Annotated in this window: 16 protein-coding genes and 1 tRNA gene; 8 read left to right on the top strand and 9 right to left on the bottom strand. The window is 61.7% G+C overall.

Annotation, left to right across the window (positions count from 1 at the left end; translation table 11 throughout):
* Window positions 1-79: 79 nt before the first annotated feature.
* The 5 genes from AS156_RS37965 to AS156_RS37945 form a co-directional block, all read right to left on the bottom strand.
* A complete protein-coding gene (locus AS156_RS37965; RefSeq protein WP_066515292.1) occupies window positions 80-457 on the bottom strand; it encodes a cupin domain-containing protein in 378 nt (125 codons plus the stop codon).
* A 95-nt stretch (window positions 458-552) separates the two neighbouring features.
* Complete coding sequence (locus AS156_RS37960; protein ID WP_066515291.1) at window positions 553-789, bottom strand: hypothetical protein; 237 nt, start codon at window positions 787-789, stop codon at window positions 553-555.
* A complete protein-coding gene (locus AS156_RS37955) occupies window positions 790-1,017 on the bottom strand; it encodes a hypothetical protein (protein ID WP_066515289.1) in 228 nt (75 codons plus the stop codon). It lies immediately after the preceding gene.
* A 353-nt stretch (window positions 1,018-1,370) separates the two neighbouring features.
* Window positions 1,371-1,460 (bottom strand) — tRNA-Ser (locus AS156_RS37950).
* The gene (locus AS156_RS37945; protein WP_066515287.1) at window positions 1,460-3,340 is read right to left on the bottom strand and encodes a reverse transcriptase domain-containing protein; all 1,881 of its coding nucleotides are present in this window, start codon (window positions 3,338-3,340) and stop codon (window positions 1,460-1,462) included. The genes AS156_RS37950 and AS156_RS37945 overlap by 1 nt, the downstream gene beginning before the upstream one ends.
* A gap of 1,239 nt (window positions 3,341-4,579) precedes the next feature.
* On the opposite strand from AS156_RS37945, the gene AS156_RS37940 reads away from it, so the two are divergent.
* Window positions 4,580-5,506: a septal ring lytic transglycosylase RlpA family protein gene (locus AS156_RS37940; protein ID WP_066515282.1), complete on the top strand. Its 927-nt coding sequence runs from the start codon at window positions 4,580-4,582 to the stop codon at window positions 5,504-5,506.
* Window positions 5,507-5,524: 18 nt separating this feature from the next.
* Here AS156_RS37940 and AS156_RS37935 read toward each other — a convergent pair whose 3' ends face one another.
* The gene (locus AS156_RS37935; RefSeq protein ID WP_066515280.1) at window positions 5,525-6,460 is read right to left on the bottom strand and encodes an alpha/beta fold hydrolase; all 936 of its coding nucleotides are present in this window, start codon (window positions 6,458-6,460) and stop codon (window positions 5,525-5,527) included.
* A gap of 158 nt (window positions 6,461-6,618) precedes the next feature.
* Between AS156_RS37935 and AS156_RS37930 the strand changes: the two genes are divergently transcribed.
* The 6 genes from AS156_RS37930 to AS156_RS37905 are packed head-to-tail and all read left to right on the top strand — an operon-like array spanning window position 6,619 to window position 13,234.
* Window positions 6,619-7,878 (top strand): D-alanyl-D-alanine carboxypeptidase family protein, encoded by a 1,260-nt coding sequence (locus AS156_RS37930; RefSeq protein WP_066515278.1) that lies wholly within the window; start codon window positions 6,619-6,621, stop codon window positions 7,876-7,878.
* 1 nt (window position 7,879) lies between these two features.
* Complete coding sequence (gene tmk / locus AS156_RS37925; RefSeq protein ID WP_066515275.1) at window positions 7,880-8,563, top strand: dTMP kinase; 684 nt, start codon at window positions 7,880-7,882, stop codon at window positions 8,561-8,563.
* The gene (locus AS156_RS37920) at window positions 8,560-9,600 is read left to right on the top strand and encodes a DNA polymerase III subunit delta' (RefSeq protein WP_066515273.1); all 1,041 of its coding nucleotides are present in this window, start codon (window positions 8,560-8,562) and stop codon (window positions 9,598-9,600) included. The genes tmk and AS156_RS37920 overlap by 4 nt, the downstream gene beginning before the upstream one ends.
* Before the next feature lie 57 nt (window positions 9,601-9,657).
* Window positions 9,658-11,631 carry a methionine--tRNA ligase gene (metG, locus tag AS156_RS37915; protein WP_082747958.1) on the top strand — a complete coding sequence of 658 codons (1,974 nt, stop codon included), beginning with the start codon at window positions 9,658-9,660 and terminating at the stop codon, window positions 11,629-11,631.
* A gap of 14 nt (window positions 11,632-11,645) precedes the next feature.
* A complete protein-coding gene (locus AS156_RS37910) occupies window positions 11,646-12,437 on the top strand; it encodes a TatD family hydrolase (protein ID WP_066515323.1) in 792 nt (263 codons plus the stop codon).
* Window positions 12,434-13,234, top strand: a complete 801-nt coding sequence (locus AS156_RS37905) for an MBL fold metallo-hydrolase (RefSeq protein WP_066515271.1) — start codon at window positions 12,434-12,436, stop codon at window positions 13,232-13,234. The genes AS156_RS37910 and AS156_RS37905 overlap by 4 nt, the downstream gene beginning before the upstream one ends.
* 138 nt (window positions 13,235-13,372) lie before the next feature.
* Here the strand turns inward: AS156_RS37905 and AS156_RS37900 are convergent, their stop codons facing one another.
* Genes AS156_RS37900 through AS156_RS37890 form a run of 3 tightly spaced genes read right to left on the bottom strand, consistent with a single transcriptional unit; the run spans window position 13,373 to window position 17,975 of the window.
* Window positions 13,373-15,022: an acyl-CoA synthetase gene (locus AS156_RS37900; RefSeq protein ID WP_066515269.1), complete on the bottom strand. Its 1,650-nt coding sequence runs from the start codon at window positions 15,020-15,022 to the stop codon at window positions 13,373-13,375.
* A 24-nt stretch (window positions 15,023-15,046) separates the two neighbouring features.
* Window positions 15,047-16,933 carry a TRAP transporter large permease gene (locus tag AS156_RS37895; RefSeq protein ID WP_066515260.1) on the bottom strand — a complete coding sequence of 629 codons (1,887 nt, stop codon included), beginning with the start codon at window positions 16,931-16,933 and terminating at the stop codon, window positions 15,047-15,049.
* Window positions 16,934-16,955: 22 nt separating this feature from the next.
* Complete coding sequence (locus AS156_RS37890; protein ID WP_066515258.1) at window positions 16,956-17,975, bottom strand: TRAP transporter substrate-binding protein; 1,020 nt, start codon at window positions 17,973-17,975, stop codon at window positions 16,956-16,958.
* 365 nt (window positions 17,976-18,340) lie between these two features.
* On the opposite strand from AS156_RS37890, the gene AS156_RS37885 reads away from it, so the two are divergent.
* Window positions 18,341-19,405: an IS630 family transposase gene (locus AS156_RS37885; protein WP_066503481.1), complete on the top strand. Its 1,065-nt coding sequence runs from the start codon at window positions 18,341-18,343 to the stop codon at window positions 19,403-19,405.
* The last annotated feature ends 13 nt before the right edge of the window (window positions 19,406-19,418 follow it).

The raw sequence follows: 19,418 nt of genomic DNA, 5'->3' as shown, positions 1-19,418 counted from the left end.
CGCTCAACGCCATTGGCGGCGGTCCATTTGTCGAGCGCTTCGATCAGGTCCTCAGGCAAGCCCGAAATGATCTCGCCAACTATTTTACGAACTCGGTCATCGGCTTTCCTTTGTCGACAATGTGAACGTTCAGCATCTTGAGCGTTTTATCGCCAACGACCTTGACGCCCGCATGCGGGACATCCCGCGCGTTGATTATTGCGGCTCCGGTAGGGAAGGGTATCTGTTTTCCATCGGGAAGCTCCAGCGTTGCCCCCTCTAAGACGTAAACAACCTCCTCACCAGGATGGATGTGCCTGGCCAAGGATTCTCCGGGCGGTACTTCGAGTACGGACACGATGATGTCCATGTTTTTGCCGGTCAGGTCGGCTTTCTTTAGTTCGGTTTTCTTGATCCCTTCGGCGTGCGTTTGACCAATCAACGCGATGCTCGCGAGCAATACGAAAAATGTCTTCATAAATCTCTCCCTGAAATAGGGACAGTATGATCTCGCGGTTCGTTTGCCTTCAAGCTGAAAAGAGGATCACCCGGGCCGGCGGCGGTGGTCGTTTGTTAGTCTGGCTTCGGGCGCCGATCGTTCCGTGGTCGCGAGTCGAGCAGATCTGGCAACGGCGGCATCCGAGCACGCGGGTCACGGTTCAGCGCGCGGGACGGATCGTCGTGATCCTTAGTCGATTGCCCACGACCGATCAGAATCCCGACGAGGCCGACAATCACCAGCAGTACGCCCACCGCAATGAGCCAATGCGCGGGTTGTAACGATTCAATCGCGGCCTTGGTGAAATCCACCTATTTCGTCGCCTTCGCCCTGATTGTCATCTGCTGATCTGGTTTGCCTGGCCAGTATTTCGATTTTGTCGAAATCCAGTCCTTGGCCTCGGCTTCTGTTGCGAAGTCTCCAATATGGGAGTCCGGACCCTTTCCGGTCTTTACCGCAACAAACCAACGACCGCCTTTTGTCATCTCGGGCGCGAAGCAGGGGAACTGCTTTGGATCGGGCCGCGGATCGTCAGTCATTTCTTGGCCTTCAGCCCAATTTCCACAAGCCAGCGGATGGCCTCTGGCCGGCAGGGAAGGTCGTCTTGCTTCCGGCGCCAGTCGTCTAGCGCCTTAGCCATATCAGGCTGAATACTGACCATGACTGGCTCCCCGGTAAAGTGGGTTATCAAGGGCTTGTGGGCCTGATTGGGGCTGGCTGGGATTGTTCTGGAAAGCTGAAATGGCGGAAGGGGTGGGATTCGAACCCACGGTACCCTTGCGGGCACGCCGGTGTAGGATCGATACGCAGACCTCAGAGAGGCGCCACGTATCTTCCTCCGAACCGTGCTTGCAACTTTCATAGCACACGGCTCTCTCGTGATCTCAGCGAGTGGCGGAAAGGGTGGGATTCGAACCCACGGGACGGTTACCCGCCCGGAAGTTTTCAAGACTTCTGCCTTAAACCACTCGGCCACCTTTCCTACGCCTTTGCCAAGTTTGGCAGAGCAAAGTCCGATAGCGCAATGCCATCGTATTTGCCAGCGTGGATTTTCTGATGACAGCTCTGACAGGTCGGAACTTGTTTCCTGTTCAGTGCCGACATGATGGCGGCAAAGCCTGTATTCTTGCCCTTACGTACGTGTCTGACGTGATGCATTTCCACGTCATCTGGCGATCCGCATATCGCGCACGGTTTCTCCAGTTTGCTGCGGGTGCGTTTGTTGATCCCCATCGAGATGACATCTTCTATCTCGGCGTTGATCAAAAACGCTTGTCTGTTCTTGAGCCACTTCCTTCGCAGTGGAAGGGATGTGTATGCCGTAGGCTTACCGTCCTCATCCCATCGCTTGGGTGTGATCAGTTCAGACCGTCTCCGCCTGAATAACTGTGACAGGGAGAATTGATGCTTCCTGCACAGTGTCTTTGCGCACGATAGATGGAGTATCAATTGGATGTGGCGCAGTGCCTCTGGGTTATCTACGAACGCGTAGTAGTTTCGTATTCCCGCAAGTATCTGGCCGAAGCGTTCGACAATCACATGATCATCTTGTGCGATCCAACCGTGCCGCGCTAACGGCACTCCATCCGAAGTACAGAAGCCACGTTCAAAGAGACGCTTCACAAGGTCCTCTTTCGGAGCCGTCATGTAAGTCAGGTGTTCCACGTTCGCACGTCTAGTGAAAACGAGGCCGTTCTTCGTGACGATCTTTCTGTGAACCCCGGAGTCGTCCCCCCTTCCGATTGTGATGTAGGTCCCTAAGAACTTTGCACTCTCGGATCTAGCATGCCTTATGTGAGTTTTTTCAGCACTCAATTCCAATCTCAGTTCGTCTCGGAAGAATGCTGTTGCCTCTTCCTTGAGAAGCATCGCCAGCTTTTTAGGGCCGTCGATAGCCACCAACCAGTCGTCCGCATAGCGGACGTACTTTATGCGAGCGTAGTTCGGATCATCGTGCATCATTGACGAGGTTTCCCGGAGCCTCTTTTCGAGGTCGGTTATCACGTCACTCTCTTTCGGCGTTCCCTTCTTCAACAGACGATTGCGTCGCTTGACGATGGAAGTGTAGGCGGGATTGACCCGCTTCGTCTTGCCAACCTCGTGCTCTGCAATAAACTTCGTCACCCACAAATCGAATTCGTGGAGATAGATGTTCGCCAGTATCGGGCTGACTATGCTTCCCTGTGGAGTCCCGGCAAGTGAGTTTACTTGCGTAGGACCTTCAAGGTAGCCAGCCTTAAGTGCCTTCCAGATTAGATCGAGGAAACGCTTGTCCTCAATCCGCTTGGAGAGCACTCGAATCAGGGTCCCATGATCGATATTGTCAAAGCAGCCTTTTATGTCTCCTTCGACAAACCAGTTCACGGAATGCCATGAACGCACTTGTTTCAGGGCCGTGTGAGTTCCCCGCCGCGACCTGAAGCCGTGGCTACAATCGAGGAAAGTCGGCACATCGTTGTCGTAGATGGACGACAAGATGATTCTCATGACCTCTTGGACGACCTTGTCCTTCGGGGACGGAATCCCCAGCGGACGAAGTTTACCGTTTGCCTTGGGGATGTACGTCCTTCTGGCTCTGGTGAAGGTGAAGGATTGATCCTTCATGGCCGAGACGATCCGGTCGATCCACTTCGTAGAGAAGCCGTCAATCGTTTCGTCGTCTGCCTCTGCCGTCATGTTGCCTGGGTTACTTTTGATCCGCTCGTAGGCCCAGATGTACAAGTCACGCTCATACATTAGGCGGTAGAGGTCTCTGTTTACCCAAGCAGGGTTCTCGTTCAGCTTCCTAATCGTCTGCAGTCTGTTCAGGCCTTTTGTGCCATCCGGCACAGCCCTCGCTTCTGCAGCTTGATCACCTGCCATCCTTTTCCTTCTCCGGGCGTTACCCCGGACGTATCAGTTACCTGATGGATACTACGATGGCTCCGAGACCGTAGGGATTGCTCCCCTTAGGTCTTCCCGCAGTTCCGAACGATCTGTGTCTATGCACTTAGGGTCCTATTCCGTCGTTCCACTTCTTCTTGAAGTTCCGCTCATCCTGATCTCTCGTTCGGACTCGAAAACCTTCCGACCGAAGGATGAGATAGAGGCACGGGTTTTCCTCTATCAGCCCCGTATAACCGCGGACGACTTAGGTTCGACCAGTATGGGCCTACCCATATGCATCATTGCTGATCCACCCTCTCGGGGACTTACCCGTGCCCCTCGTGGACCTTTTCCTCGGATGCTATGTTCAGTTTCTCCTTTCAGATTAACCTAACCGAGGTGCGTTACGGAGATGAGATCACTCCGGTGATTCTCGCGAATCACACACAAATCGCCGACACAGCGGCGCACTTTCAAGACCGGTGCCTTAAACCACTCGGCCACCCTTCCATTCGCGGAAGCGACATAGCAAAGGGAGTTAGATCGGGGAAGAGGCAACGGCGGCCCCGGAATAGGCGCCCGTGGGCACTGAAAGCGTCAAACTCAGCTGAGCGCGAAAGCCAGCAAGCTCGAGCACAGCAGCACAAGGCTTGCTGCCGTCAGGGTCAGAAATCCGTCGGAGACTAAATCGTGGCTACGCATGATACACCTGCCTTGGACCCGATGCTCATCCGAATTGATTAAAGCTTTCCGAACAGTCTCTCCTGGAAAGAGGTGATGCGCTCTCTCCGCGTCGATGGGCCATCAGGCCCGGTACCGATAGCCTTCCACGGCATGAGCCAAGAAGATGGCTGCACTCACCAGGCCCATAACCGCTGTAACCGTCTCGATCATCGCAAACGTTCCTTTGCGCCCCACGCACGAGAGAGAACGATTGCAACCCTGCACAGTCAAAAAGATTCAATTGTTGGAATCGAAGATCCACCCGGACTGATGATTTGTTGCAACAGTGTGTCTGATGGCGGGACAGGCGAGGACGATCGCCGCCCATGAAGCTCAGTAGATCAACGGAGGGCCGCACAACCAATCATTCACCACGGGGCGGCTCACCCCATTTCCGCCTTGTTCCGGTTGCGATATCTTCACCATCCGGTGCGGAGGTGGGCCGCATCGTGACAAAAGGGATTCTGACGCCTCGCAGTGGGCGCGGGTCCCGCAGAATGGTACTTGGGGCAGATGGGGATCACACGGCCAGATTCGATCATCCGGACGGCGCGCGGCGCTGCTGCTGTGGCCGCGTGCCTCGTCCTTGTGAACTGCGCCGCATCGAACAAGTTCGCAAGCCGCGTCGATCCCAAATACGGCGTCTCGTCGAGCCCGCGTGTCGTGGCGTTCGGTGACCCCGTGCCGAAGGGTGGCGGCACCTACCGCGTCGGCAAACCCTATGTCGTCGGCGGCCGAACCTACGTCCCGGAAGAGAACGTGAACTACCGCGCCGAGGGCATTGCTTCCTGGTACGGCGATGATTTCCACGGCCGCCTGACCGCCAATGGCGAGGTGTTCGACATGGGGTCGCTGACGGCCGCTCATCCGACCCTGCCGATGCCGTGCTACGCGCGCGTTACCAATCTGAGCAACGGCAAATCGCTGATAGTCCGCGTCAATGACCGCGGCCCATATCACGGGAACCGCCTTATAGACGTCTCGAACAAAGCCGCCGAACTTCTTGAATTCAAAGGAAATGGTACGGCCCATGTTCGCGTCGAATATGTCGGCCGGGCGCCGCTCGAAGGTTCCGATGACCGCCAGCTGATGGCGACCTTGCGGACCGGAACGCCGGCACCGTCGCCCTCGATGGTGCGGGTCGCCTCGGCGCGGTCGTTCGTACCGGAGATGCCGTCTTCCGCCGGTCGGGTTCGCGGCGAGGTTCCGATGCCGGAGGGACGGCCTTACAGTCTCGGCAATACCCAGGCCGATTACGCCTCGACCAATGCCACTTCCGAAATATCCGCCTCGAGCCGCTCGCACGGTCGGGCCCTGAACAACCCGCGGGAAGTCTCATACGAGAACGACGCCCGCTATGCGGCGAACCCGGCGCCGGCCTATGTGCCAATCGATGCGCGCGGCCCGGCCGAGGTGCTGAGCGGGCGCGGCCTCTACTGAATCAGGCACTTCACCAGATTACTTGAGAAACGTGATCAAGGCGGCGTTGACCTCGCCGGGACACTCCTGCTGGATCCAATGGCCGGCGCCCTCGATGATCAACTTCTGCTTCAGGTTCGGTAGGATGCGCTCCATGTCGGCGACCCGTTTGGAGCCGATCAATCCCGTGATCACAGCATCCGCCGATCCCGCGATGAACAACGCGGGCTGGTGGATCCGGGCGTCCTGCCATGGCGCAGTCAGTTCCCAGTTGCGGTCGATGTTGCGGTACCAGTTGAGGCCACCGCGGAAGCCGGACACCGCATAGCCCGCCGCGAACTCCGCGATATCGGCGTCGGTCAGCCAGTTCGGCAACGACCGCCCGGCCGGCAGATTGCCGAGGAAGCCTTTTGTCTCGTCGACGAACATCGCACTCGGATCGGATACGCCGCGCCCGAGCACGAGGCGCATCGTGCGGGCGATGTCGGCCTCGAATTCCGCCTCGGCCACGCCAGGCGGCTGGAAATACTGCCAATAGAAATTGGTGATGCCGCTCTGGCGCAGGGTCTCGAGGGGCAGGCCGCGTCCACGGAATGAGGGCGGAACGCTGAGGCCGGCAACCTTGGTGAAGATATCGGGCCGGAACAGGGCTGCGTGCCAGGCGATCGGCGCCCCCCAGTCGTGGCCGACGATCATGGCCTGCTTCTCGCCGAGTGCGGCAACCAGCGCGACCATGTCACCGACGATATCGAAGATGGTGTAGGCGCTGATGTCGGCCGGCGCGCTGGTTCGACCGAAGCCGCGCATGTCGGGGGCGACGACACGAAAGCCGGCGCCTGCGAGCGCTGTGATCTGGTGTCGCCAGGAATACGACAGTTCCGGCCAACCATGGCAGAGCACGACCAGCGGGCCTTGCCCCGCCTCGCGCACGAACATGTCGATACCGTTGGCGGAAATGGTGCGGGAGGAGGACATCGCGTTTCCGCCTTGTTTGCCGGTTCTGTTATGAGCCGGTTCCAAGGATAGGGATGTTTGCCGCGAGCGGCAATCCAGCCGGCCGTGGACAGGCGCGAATACCTCAGTTGTTTGCGATACTTCCAGCTGTTAGAACGCAGCCTTTCAGGACATCGCCGATGGCAGCCCAGACCGCAGTTCCCAGCACGTTCGCCGCTCGCGCTGGGCGTGGCTGGCGCAGCCTGCTCGCGGCCGTCGTCGTGCTTGCCGTCGGCTGCGGCGGGGTCGTCTACGCCGCCAACCAAAGCGTCCAGGGCGCCAAGAAGGAAGAGGGGGGCTTCGACGGCGATGCCCCGACCGCGATCCTGATCGAGGCGTCCAGCGGCAGCGTCTTGTTCGAGAAGAATGCCGACGAATTGCGCGCCCCCTCGAGCATGATGAAGCTGATGACCGCCGAGGTGGTGCTCAACGCCCTCAAGAAGGGCGACATCAAGCTGTCGGATGAGTACCGGATCAGCGAAAACGCCTGGCGGCGGGGAGGCGCGCCGTCAGGAACCTCCACGATGTTCGCGGCGATCCACAGCAAGGTCTCGGTCGACGATCTCCTGCACGGCGCGATCATCCAGAGCGGCAACGACGCATGCATTGCGCTGGCCGAAGGGATCGCCGGCAACGAGCAGAGCTTCGCCGCTGATTTCATGACCAAGCGCGCCCGCGAGCTCGGCCTGCTGAAATCGACCTTCGCCAATTCCAACGGGCTGCCCGACCCCGGCAACAAGATGACGGTACGGGAACTTGCGATGCTGGCCCGCCATATCATCCTGACCTATCCGGACATGTACAAGCTGTTCGGCCAGAAGGAATTCACCTGGAACAAGATCCGCCAGCAGAACCGCAACCCGCTGCTCAACTCGATGCCCGGTGCCGACGGGCTGAAGACGGGTTACACCAAGGAGGGCGGCTACGGCATGGTCGGCTCGGCGGTGCAGAACGACACGCGGCTGATCGTCGTGATTAATGGTCTGGAGGATTCCGAGGACCGCGCAACCGAAGCCAAAAAGATGCTGGAATGGGGATTCCGCAGCTTCGAGACACGCACTTTGATGGCCGCCAACCAGACGATCGGATACGCCCGGGTGTTCGGCGGCGACAGCCGCTCGGTCAAGCTCACCAGCCCCGATCCGATCAAGGTGATGGTGTCGAAGAACGGCAACGACAAGTTGCTCGCACGCATCATCTATAGCGGCCCGGTCAAGGCTCCGATCGCGGCCGGCCAGCAGATCGGCGTGGTCAGGGTCTGGCGTGGCGCCGATGTCGCGGTGGAATCGCCGGTCTTCGCCGCCAACACCGTCGGCACGGGATCGACCATGCGCCGCGCGCTCGACGGCGCCCAGGAGCTCGTCATCGGCATGTTCCGCGCAGGTATCGAGAAGCTCTGACATGGCTGAAGTAGCGGTCAAACGGCCCAGCCTGCGTGGTCGCTTCATCACTTTTGAGGGTGGTGAAGGGTCCGGAAAGTCGACCCAGATCCGCAAGCTCGCCGAACGCCTCGATGCCGCCAAGCTACGCGCCATCGTGACCCGTGAGCCTGGCGGCTCGCCGGGTGCGGAGATCATCCGCCACCTCGTGCTGTCGGGGATGGGCAAGCTGCTCGGGCCGGATGCCGAAACCTTGCTGTTTGCCGCCGCCCGCGACGACCATGTGCGCACCGTGATCCTGCCGGCACTGAACCAAGGCGTCTGGGTGCTGTGCGACCGCTTCTTCGATTCGACGCGCGTCTATCAGGGCCAGCTCGGGCACGTGCTGCCCGGCCTCGTCAACGCCATGCAGCGCGTTACCATCGGTGATCTCAAGCCGGATCTGACCATCATCCTCGACGTGCCGGTCGAGATCGGCCTGGAGCGCGCCGCCGCGCGCCGCGGCAGCGCTGTGGCCGATCGCTTCGAGGCTGAGGACGTTCAGTTCCACCAGAACCTGCGCGAGGCCTACCGACAGATCGCGGCCGAGGACCCGCAGCGTTGCGTCCTGATCGATGCGACCGCCGATCCCGATACGGTCGCGTCGAAGATATGGGCCGCGCTGCGCGAGCATTTGCGCACGGTGACGACTGCAAGTTCCGCATGAGCGCGCGCAAGGTCGAACAGGAGATCGCGGTCCGGCATCCACGCGAAACGTCCGAGCTGTCAGGGCATCGCGAGGCGGAGACCGCATTGCTCGAGGCGTATCGCAGCGGACGGATTCCGCACGCCTGGCTGATCGGCGGAGCGCAGGGCATAGGCAAGGCGACGCTGGCCTATCGCATGGCGCGGTTCGTGCTGGCGTTCCGCAATCCGATGGCCTCCCAGGTGCAGCAGGCGCCGACGCTGCGCCTCGATCCGGCCGATCCGGTGGCGCGTCAGGTCACCGCAGGCGCGCATGGCGGATTGCTGGTGCTGGAGCGCGGGCTGAACGACCGCGGCGTGATGCGGACGGTGATCACGGTCGACGAAACGCGGGAGACGATCTCGTTCTTCGGCTCGACCGCCGCGGTGGACGGCTGGCGCGTCTGTATCGTCGATACCGTCGATGAGCTCAATCCGAACGCCGCCAATGCGCTGCTCAAGATCCTCGAGGAGCCGCCGCAGCAGTCCCTGTTCCTCCTGGTCAGCCACGCGCCGTCGCGGGTGCTGCCGACCATCCTGTCCCGTTGCCGCAAATTGCTGCTGCGTCCCTTGGACACGAGCGATGTCGTGCGCGCGGCCGCGGCAGCGACCGATCTTGCGGTTGATGATCCCGCGCTGGCCGAGGCGGCGGCAGCCTCCGAGGGCAGCGTGGGCAGGGCGCTCTCATTGCTCGGCGGCGACGCGTTCAGGATGCAGCAGCGCACTGCCGCGCTGCTCGCGACGCTCCCCAATATCGATCCGCGCGAACTGCACGCGCTCGGCGATGCACTCGGTACCAGCGACCGTGTCGCGCTCGCCGCGTTCATCGATGGCATCGACCGCTGGATGAGCGAACGCATGCGCACCGGCGATGCCAACGCCAATCTGCCGCGCCTTGCACGGCTGGCGGAGGTATGGGAAAAGATCGTCCGCGCCGCGCGCGATACCGAGGCCTACAATCTGGAGCGCAAGCCGCTGGTTTTCTCGGTGTTTTCGATGCTTGCGGACGCAACCCGATAGACGCTTCGTCTGACAACACTCCCGACAATCTCGTTTCGATCTGCAAAGGATTCCGTGGTGGCGACCGCAAAGAAAAAATCGTCGAAGAAGGCCAAGAAGGCATCGCCTGCTCGCGCGACCGGGAAGAAGGCCGCCGCGAAATCGCGTGCTGCCAAGACAAGCGGGCGCGTCGCCAAAAAAGCGAAGAAGGCAACCAAGAAAGCCGTCCGGAAGTCGGGCGCGAAGAAGGTTGCCAAAAAGGTGGCCGGGAAGACTGCGAAAAAGGTTGCCAAGAAGAGCGCCAAGAAGAACGCCAAGCAAACCGTCAGGAAAACCGCGAAGGCTGCGCCGAAGCAGGAAACCGTGAAGGTCGCCGCGCCGGCGCCTGCAAAGCCTGTCACGTCGAAGGCTCCGGCGGCCAGGAAGCCCCCGAAGACCGCCCCGGCGCCGAAGCAAGCCAAACCCGCGGCAGTTGCGCGCGCGTCCGCTTCCGTATCGGCCCCGGCCACCGACCGCGGCAACATCTACTACATCACGACGGCAATCGCCTATCCGAACGGCCAGCCCCATATCGGGCACGCCTATGAGGCGATCGCGACCGATGCGCTGGCGCGCTTCCAGCGGCTCGACGGCAAGGACGTGTTCTTCCTCACCGGGACCGACGAGCACGGCCAGAAGATGATCCAGACCGCGCAGGGCGAAGGACTGACGCCGGTCGAGCTCGCAACTCGCAACGCTGCGCGCTTCAAGGAGATGGACGAGCGGCTCAACGTCTCGTTCGATCGTTTCATCCGCACCTCCGAACCGGCCCATCACCGTTCGTCGCAGGCGATCTGGAATCGCATGCAGGAGAACGGCGACATCTACATCGATACCTATGCCGGCTGGTACTCGGTGCGTGACGAGGCCTATTACGCCGAGGACGAAACCACCGTCGGCGAGGACAACGTCCGTCGCGGCCCGCAGGGGACGCCGGTCGAGTGGGTCGAGGAGAAGAGCTACTTCTTCAAGCTGTCCGCCTATCAGGACAAGCTGCTGCATCTTTATGAGAGCCAGCCCGATTTCATCGGTCCGGACTCGCGTCGCAATGAAGTGATGAGCTTCGTGCGGGGAGGACTAAAGGATCTCTCGATCTCGCGCACGACTTTCGACTGGGGCGTCAAGGTGCCCAACGACCCTGAACACGTGATGTATGTCTGGGTCGACGCGCTGACCAATTACATCACCGGCGTCGGCTACCCCGACGAGAGCGATGCGAACTGGCGCTATTGGCCGGCCGACGTGCACGTCATCGGCAAGGACATCATCCGCTTCCACGCCGTGTACTGGCCGGCCTTCCTGATGTCGGCCGGTATTCCCGTGCAAAAGCGCGTCTATGCGCACGGATTCCTGTTCAACAGGGGCGAGAAGATGTCGAAGTCGGTCGGCAATGTCGTCGATCCCTTCAATCTCGCCGAGCAGTACGGCGTCGACCAGGTGCGCTATTTCTTCCTGCGCGAGGTGCCGTTCGGCCAGGACGGCAACTACAACCACGAGGCCATCGTCGCGCGCATCAATGCAGACCTCGCCAACGATTTCGGCAACCTGGCGCAGCGCTCGCTGTCGATGATCGCCAAGCAGCTCGGCGGCGTACTGCCGGAGCCCGGCGAGTTCTCCGAGAACGACAAGGCGATTCTGGCGCAGGCCGACGCCATGCTTGAGGCGTCGCGCACCGCGATGGCGAAGCAGCAGATCCATCAGTGGCTCAACACGGTCTGGGCCGTGGTTGCCGAGGCCAATCGCTATTTCGCGGGCGAGGCACCGTGGACGCTGGCGAAGACCGATCCTGCGCGCCAAAAGACGGTGCTGTACGTCACGGCCGAGGTCGTGCGCCGCATCGCGATCCTGGCACAGGCCGTGATGCCTGCGTCCTGCGCCAAGATGCTCGACAGCCTTGGCGTCCCCGCGGATGCCCGCAGCTTTGCGGCGCTCGCTGCGCGGATCAAGCCGGGTACAGTCTTGCCGGCGCCCGTCGGCGTGTTCCCGCGCTACGTGGAACCGAAGACAGAGTGAACGGTTCGGACGTCATGCTGGTCGACAGTCATTGCCATCTGGATTTTCCCGACTTTGCCGACGATCTCGATGGGATCGTCGGTCGCGCCGAGGCGGCCGGCATCGGCCGCATGGTCACGATCTCGACCAGGGTGAAGCGGCTCGGCGAATTGCTTGCGATCGCCGAGCGCTTTCCGGACGTCTACTGCTCGGTCGGCACGCATCCGCATCATGCCGATGAAGAGGATGGCATTCCCGCAAGCGAGCTGATCAAGCTCACCGAGCATCCGAAGGTCGTCGCGCTGGGCGAGGCCGGGCTCGACTATTTCTACGAGCACGGCTCGCGCGAAGCGCAGGAGCGCGGCTTCCGTGCCCATATTGCAGCCGCCCGTGCAACCGGCCTGCCGCTCGTCATCCATACCCGCGAGGCCGACGATGATTGCGGCCGCATCCTCGAGGACGAGGTCGCGAAGGGGCCGTTCAAGGCCGTCCTGCACTGCTACACCGGCGGACGCGAGCTGGCGATGAAGGCGATCTCGCTCGGGCTGTCGATTTCGTTCACGGGCATCCTGACTTTCAAGAAGTCGGAAGCGCTACGCGCACTGGCCGCCGAGCTGCCCGCCGACCGCATCATGGTCGAAACCGACTCGCCGTATCTAGCGCCCGGCAAGTTCCGCGGCAAGCGCAACGAGCCGTCCTACGTCGTCGAAGTCGCCAAGGTGCTGGCGGAGACCCGCGGCGTGTCGCTGGAAGAGATCTCGCGGCAAACCAGCGAAAACTTCTTCCGTGTGTTTTCCAAGGTGCCGGCGCCGAAGGAGGCCGCATGACCGTTACGTTGACGATCCTCGGCTGCGGCTCTTCCGCCGGCGTGCCGCGGCCGGCGCTCGGTTGGGGCGCCTGCGATCCCAACAATCCCAGGAATCGCCGGCGCCGCTGTTCGATGATGGTCGAACGCAAGGGCGAGCACGGGATCACGCGGATCGTGGTTGACACCTCGCCCGACCTGCGCGAGCAGTTGATCGACGCCGATGTCGACCATATCGACTCGGTGTTCCTGACGCACGAGCACGCCGACCAGACGCACGGCATCGACGATCTGCGATCCGTCGTGCTGCATCAGCGCCGGCGCATTCCGGTCTATTTCAACCAGTCGACCGCCAAGGACATGATGGCGCGGTTCTCGTACTGCTTCATCTCTCCGGAGGGCAGCGACTATCCGCCGATCCTGACGCGCCATTCGATCGAGGCCGGCGAAAGCCACACCACTGAAGGGAAGGGCGGTCCGGTGAAGCTCGAGGCCTTCCTCGTGCACCATGGCAAGATTCCTGCGCTCGGCTTTCGGGTCGCGAATGCCGCCTATACACCCGACCTCCACGACATTCCGGAGCAGAGCTGGCCCGCGCTGCAAAACCTCGATCTCTGGATCGTCGATGGATTGCGCTATGCGCCGCATCCCAGCCACTTCAGCGTCGCCGACGCACTGTCGTGGATCGATCGCTTCAAGCCGAAGCGGGCGGTCATCACCAACATGCATTCCGACCTCGACTACGAGGTGCTGCGGCAATCGCTGCCGGCCAATGTGATCCCGGCCTATGACGGCATGCGCCTGGAGCTGAAGAGCTAACGCTTCCGTCGTTCCGGGCTGGTCCGCAGGACCAGACCTCAGATGCGCGATTGCGTGCACCGGGCAGTCTCGAGATTTTCAAGTGCGCAAGCGCACCATCGCTCGATGCATTGCATCGCCCCGGAATGACCGACAGGCTCAGGCCGAGATCGCCTTGGCGGAGCCGACCTCGTTGCGCAGCAGGAATTTCTGGATCTTGCCGGTCGAGGTCTTCGGGATCACACCGAACACCACTGATTTGGGCGTCTTGAATCCCGACATGTGCTCGCGGCAATAGGCGATGATCTCGGCCTCGGTCGCCTTGGCGCCGTCCTTCAGCTCAATAAAGGCGCAGGGCACCTCGCCCCATTTCGCATCGGGTTTCGCCACGACAGCCGCAAACAGCACGGCCGGATGCTTGTAGAGGATGTCCTCGACCTCGACAGAGGAGACGTTCTCGCCGCCGGAGATGATGATATCCTTGGAGCGATCCTTGATGATGACGTAGCCGTGCTCGTCGAGCACGCCGAGGTCGCCGGTGTGAAACCAGCCGCCGGCAAAGGCTTCCTGCGTCGCCTTCTCGTTCTTCAGGTACCCCTTCATCACGATGTTGCCGCGGAACATGACCTCGCCGACGGTCTGGCCGTCGCGCGGCACCTCTTGCATCGTCTTCGGGTCAAGCACCGTGACGCCTTCCTGCAGCGGGTAGGACACGCCCTGACGCCGCTTGAGCTGCGCCCGCTGGTCGGCCGACAGTCCATCCCAACCGGGCTGCTCGGCGCAAACGGAAGCGGGACCATAGACCTCGGTCAGGCCGTAGACGTGGGTCAGCCTGATGCCGATGCGCTCGGCGCCTTCGAGCACCGCGACCGGAGGCGCCGCGCCCGCGATCAGCCCGACGACCGGCCGTGCCTTGCCGCCTGTCGGCGCGTCCGGCGCATTGATCAGCGTGTTGTAGACGATCGGCGCGCCGCACATGTGAGTGACGCCGTGCTTCGGGATCAGTTCGAAGATCTTCGCCGGATCGACCTTGCGCAGGCAGACATTGACGCCGGCGGTCGCCGCCACGGTCCAGGGGAAGCACCAGCCGTTGCAGTGGAACATCGGCAGCGTCCAGAGATACACCGGATGCTGGCCCAGATTGCCTGCAAGGATATTGCTGACGGCGTTCAGATAGGCACCGCGGTGGTGCGTCACCACGCCCTTGGGGTTGCCTGTCGTGCCCGACGTGTAGCTCAGCGCGATCGCATCCCATTCATCGGCCGGCGGCCGTTCGACGAAGGCAGGATCGCCTTGCGCGACCGCCGCTTCGTACTCGATTTCGCCGATCCGCGTGCCGCCGGCAAAGGCCGCGTCGTCAACGTCGATCACGAACGGCTTGGGGCCGGTCATCAAGGTCAGGGCTTCCGCGATCACGCCGGAAAACTCGGGATCCACCAGGATGATCCTGGCGCCGCCATGGTCGAGCTGGAATGCGATCGACGGCGCATCGAGGCGGATATTGAGCGCGTTGAGTACCGCGCCGGCCATCGGGACTGCGAAATGCAGCTCGTTCATCGCCGGGATGTTCGGCAGCATCGCGGCGATCGTGTCGCCATGGCCGATGCCGTGCCCGGCTAGATGCGACGCAAGGCGCTTGCAGCGCTCATAGGTCTGCTTCCAGGTGAAGCTGCGCCCCTCATAGACCGTGCTGACATGGTCGGGATAGACCGCGGCCGAGCGTGCCAGGAAGCTCAGCGGTGTCAACGGCACGTAATTGGCCGGGGTCTTGTCCAATCCGATTGAATATTGGTTTTGAGCTCCACTCATGGCTCCATCCTATTCGCAAAATACTTACAGGAAGCCGATCGAAATCCATGGGAAGATGGCGACGATGATCAAGCCGATCAACAGCGCCAGCATGTAACCCCAGATCGGCCGGATGCCCTCGGCCGGATCGACGCGCCCGATGACGCAGGCGGCATAATAGCCGACGCCGAACGGCGGTGCGAACAATCCGATGCCCATCGCCAGGATGATGATCATGGCGTAATGCACCTCGTGGACGCCGACGGCGTGCGCGATCGGGAACATCAACGGCCCGAACAGCACGATCGCCGGAATACCCTCGAGCACGCTGCCGAGGACCACGAAGGCCAGGATCGAAACGGCGATGAAGCTCGCTGAACCGCCGGGCAGGCCCGTCATGGACGCCGCCAGCGCGCGCGAGAAGCCGGACTGGGTCAGGCCCCAGGCCATGCCGGTTGCAGCGCCGATGATGAACAGGATTGCCCCTGAGAGGCACGCGGTCTCGATCAGCATCGGCAGCAGCCGCCGCCATTTGAACTGGCGGTAGATCAGCAGGCCGATGACGAAGGCATAGACGATGCCGATCGTCGACACCTCGGTGGCGGTCGCGATGCCTTCGACCACCGCATAACGGATCACGAAGGGCAGGGCCAAGGCGGGCAGGGCGAACACAAACGCCTTCCCGATCTCGCGGCCGGTGGCGCGCTGGACGTGGCTCAGATCCTCGCCGCGATAGCGCCACCACACCAGCGCCGACAGCGTGATCGCGAGCACGACACCCGGGAGCAGGCCGCCGGTGAACAGCGCCGAGATCGAGACGCCGGTCACCGAGCCGATGGTGATCAGGACGAGGCTCGGCGGAATGGTTTCGGTCTGCGCGCCGGTCGCGGCGAGCAGTGCGACGAGGTCGCCCGGCTTCGCGCCGCGCTGCTTCATCTCCGGAAACAGTACGGGTGCCACCGCCGCCATGTCGGCGGCCTTCGATCCGGAGATGCCCGAGACAAGGTACATCGCGCCGACCAGCACATAGTGCAGGCCGCCCCGCACATGCCCGAGCAGGCTCGCCAGAAACGCGACCATGGCTCGCGCCATGCCGGTCATCTCGATCAGGAGGCCGAGGAAGACGAACAGCGGCACCGCAAGCAAGATCAGGTGGCTCATGCCCTCATCCATGCGGCCGACCAGCACCATCAGCGGCGTCCGCGTGGTCAGTGCGAGATAGCCGAAGATCGCCATGCCGAAGGCAAAGCCGATCGGGACTCCGGCAAAGACGCAGACGCCGACCACGCCGACGAAGAAGATGACCAGGTTGAGATTGCCGAGCGGCCGCAGCAACGGCTGCGCGAGCCAAAACAGTCCGATCAGGACCGCAACCGTGATCGCGGCCATCAGCAACGTCTTGACGTCTCCGACCCGCGCCAGGCGCAGCAGCGCGAACAGCGCCATCAGGCAGGTGCCGATCGGCAGCGCCGCCGCACGCCAGGTATTGGAAATCTGCAGCGCCGGCGTCGTGATGAAGCTTTCCTCGTAGGCATATTCGTAGGCTGGCCGCACAATCAGCACCAGGAACGCCAGCGCCGCGCAGGTCGCCACGACGTCGAGATAGGCCCGCATGGCCGGCTTGGCGTTCGCGACCATCACGGTCATGCGCATATGCTCGCCGCGGCGGAACGCCACCGCCGAGCCCAGCATGGCCAACCACAGGAACAGGATCGACGCCAGTTCGTCCGACCAGATCAGCGGCGCGTGGAGCACGTAGCGCGCGATTACGCCCGCGAACAGGATGACGACCTCGGCGACGACCAGGATCGCCGCCGGGATCTCCACCAGAAGGCCGAGAGCCGCATCGATGGAACCGAGGATGGAGCGGCGGCGAGGGGACTGCGACGCCGCCTCACCGGCCACGGCCGGCGTCATCTCGACATGAGCCATGGCAAGCCTCCTGCTTTATTGATCAGGACAGTTTGCCGACCGACTTCTCGAGCAGCTCCCACGCCTTCTCGCCGTATTTGCCCTTCCACTCGGCGTAGAAACCCGCCGTGCGGAGCTTGTCGCGGAACGGCGCGACGGCAGGCTGGTTGAACACGAGCCCCTTGCCCGCGAGTTCCTGCTGGACCGACGCGTTGAGCTTCTCGGTGTCTTCGCGTTCCTTGACCGCCGCGGCGTTGACATGCTTGGCGACGATGGTGCGGATATCCTCAGGCAGCGCCTGCCAGGCGCGGCGGTTCATCAGGAACCAGAAGCCGTCCCACATGTGGTTTGTCAGCGAGCAGTACTTTTGCACCTCGTACAGCTTCGCCGCCGAGATCAGCGCCAGCGGGTTCTCCTGGCCTTCGACGATCTTGGTCTGCAGCGCCGAATAGACTTCGCTGAAATTGATCGAGGCGGGAGACGCGTCGAACGCCTTGAACATCGAGGTCCACAGCGGCGACACCGGCACGCGGATCTTGAAGCCCTTGAGGTCATCAGGGCCGTTGATCGGCTTGGTCGACGACGTGGTCTGGCGGAAGCCGTTGTCCCAGATCTTCTCCATGACCTCGAGGCCGGCCTTGTTGATCTCGCCACGCACATAGGCGCCGAGATCGCCGTCCATGGCCTTCCAGACCGTCGGATAATCAGGGAATGCGAAGCCGATGCCGTTGATCGAGGCCGCCGGTACCAGGGTCGCCAGGATCAGGCCGGACAGCGTGAAGAACTCGACGCCGCCGGAGCGTACCTGGCTCAGCATGTCGGTATCGGAGCCGAGCTGGCTGTTCGGGAACACCTGCAGGTCAAACCGGCCGTTGGTCTCGGTCTTGATCGCCGCGGCCATCTCCCGGGCGCGCGCCACGAACGGGTGCGACTCCGGCAGGTTGTTGGCGAACTTGTAGCTGAACTCGGCCGACTGGGCGCGCGCGACATAGGGCGCGCCAATTCCGCCCATGACGGCGGAAGCGGCGGAGACCTTCAGCAGCGTGCGTCGTGAAAAGCTCATTGGTTTCTCCCTCGGAGAGGCTTGTTGTTGTTCTGAGATGCCATCCTATACGGACCTGATGCCGCGGGGTCACCAGCGATCTCTGCTCACGTCGCGCTTATTGCAGCGTCCGTACGCCGCGGCAATATCGGCTTTAGACGGGACGGTTGCGCGTGCCGATCCGCGCGAGCACGTGCCATGGTGTGGGCCATAGGACTGTAGCAGCGGAGACCAAATCTGCGAAGATTTCCTACTAAATGTTTGATCTAATTGTGGATATAAATATTCCATAATATACCTTATGCGAATTAGAGCTCTGGGAGCGCTTGGCGTTGTTGACCTAGTACCCGCTTTTCTTGGAACGTGAGTCGTGATTCAAGGTCGGGATGATACCCGAAGCAAGAGAAGTCCGCCTTTCGAGGAAAGATCGCAAGGTGCTTGAGGCGTGTTGTCGCTCACCGATGACATTGCAGCGCGATTTGAAGCGGGCGCGGATAGTCCTGTTAGCGGCGGACGGGCGCAGCACCCGGTCGATCGCCAAGGAAGTTGGGGTCCAGCCGCGGATTGTCAGCGTTTGGCGGCATCGCTATGCCGACCAAGGCCTTGAAGGGCTGCAAGACAAGCCGCGGCCCGGCAAGCAGCCGATCTATACGAAGACGACCGACAAGCGGATTCTGAAGCTGCTGGATAAGCCGCCCCCGCAAGGGTTTGCGCGCTGGACCGGCCCTCTGCTGGCCGAGGCGCTAGGCGATGTTGACGTCCAATATGTCTGGCGGTTCCTGCGCAGCCACAAGATTGACCTCGCGGCTCGCAAGTCCTGGTGTGAGAGCAACGACCCGAACTTTACGGCCAAAGCCGCCGATGTCGTTGGCCTTTACGTCGCCCCGCCGGCGAAGGCTATTGTGCTCTGCGTGGACGAGAAGCCCTCGATCCAGGCTTTGGAGCGAGCGCAGGGCTATCTGAAGTTGCCCAATGGCCGCGCCTTGACCGGCCAGAGCCACGATTACAAGCGGCATGGCACCACGACATTGTTTGCAGCGCTCGAAGTCGCCACCGGAAAGATCATCGCTACGCATTCAAAACGCCGTCGCCGTGTCGAGTTTCTCGATTTCATGAACAGCCTCACCGCGGCCTTTCCGGGCCGAAAGCTTCACGTCATCCTCGACAACCTCAACACCCACAAGAAGAATGAGAGCTGGCTCAAGGCCCATCCCAATGTGCAATTCCATTTCACACCGACGAGTGCGTCCTGGCTCAACCAGATCGAGGTATGGTTCTCAATCCTGCAGGGGCAGTCGCTCAGCGGCACCTCCTTCACAAGCCTCAAGCAGCTTCAGGAACACATCGATGCCTACGTCAACGCCTACAACGACAAAGCCGAGCCCTTCGTCTGGACCAAGAAAAAGATCCGTCAACGCCGTTTCAAGGGCCGCCGTATCAATCAACTCTGATTCCGGGTACTAG

The sequence above is a fragment of the Bradyrhizobium macuxiense genome (assembly GCF_001542415.1).
GTDB lineage: Bacteria > Pseudomonadota > Alphaproteobacteria > Rhizobiales > Xanthobacteraceae > Bradyrhizobium > Bradyrhizobium macuxiense.
This window is presented reverse-complemented; position numbering and strand designations above follow the sequence as displayed.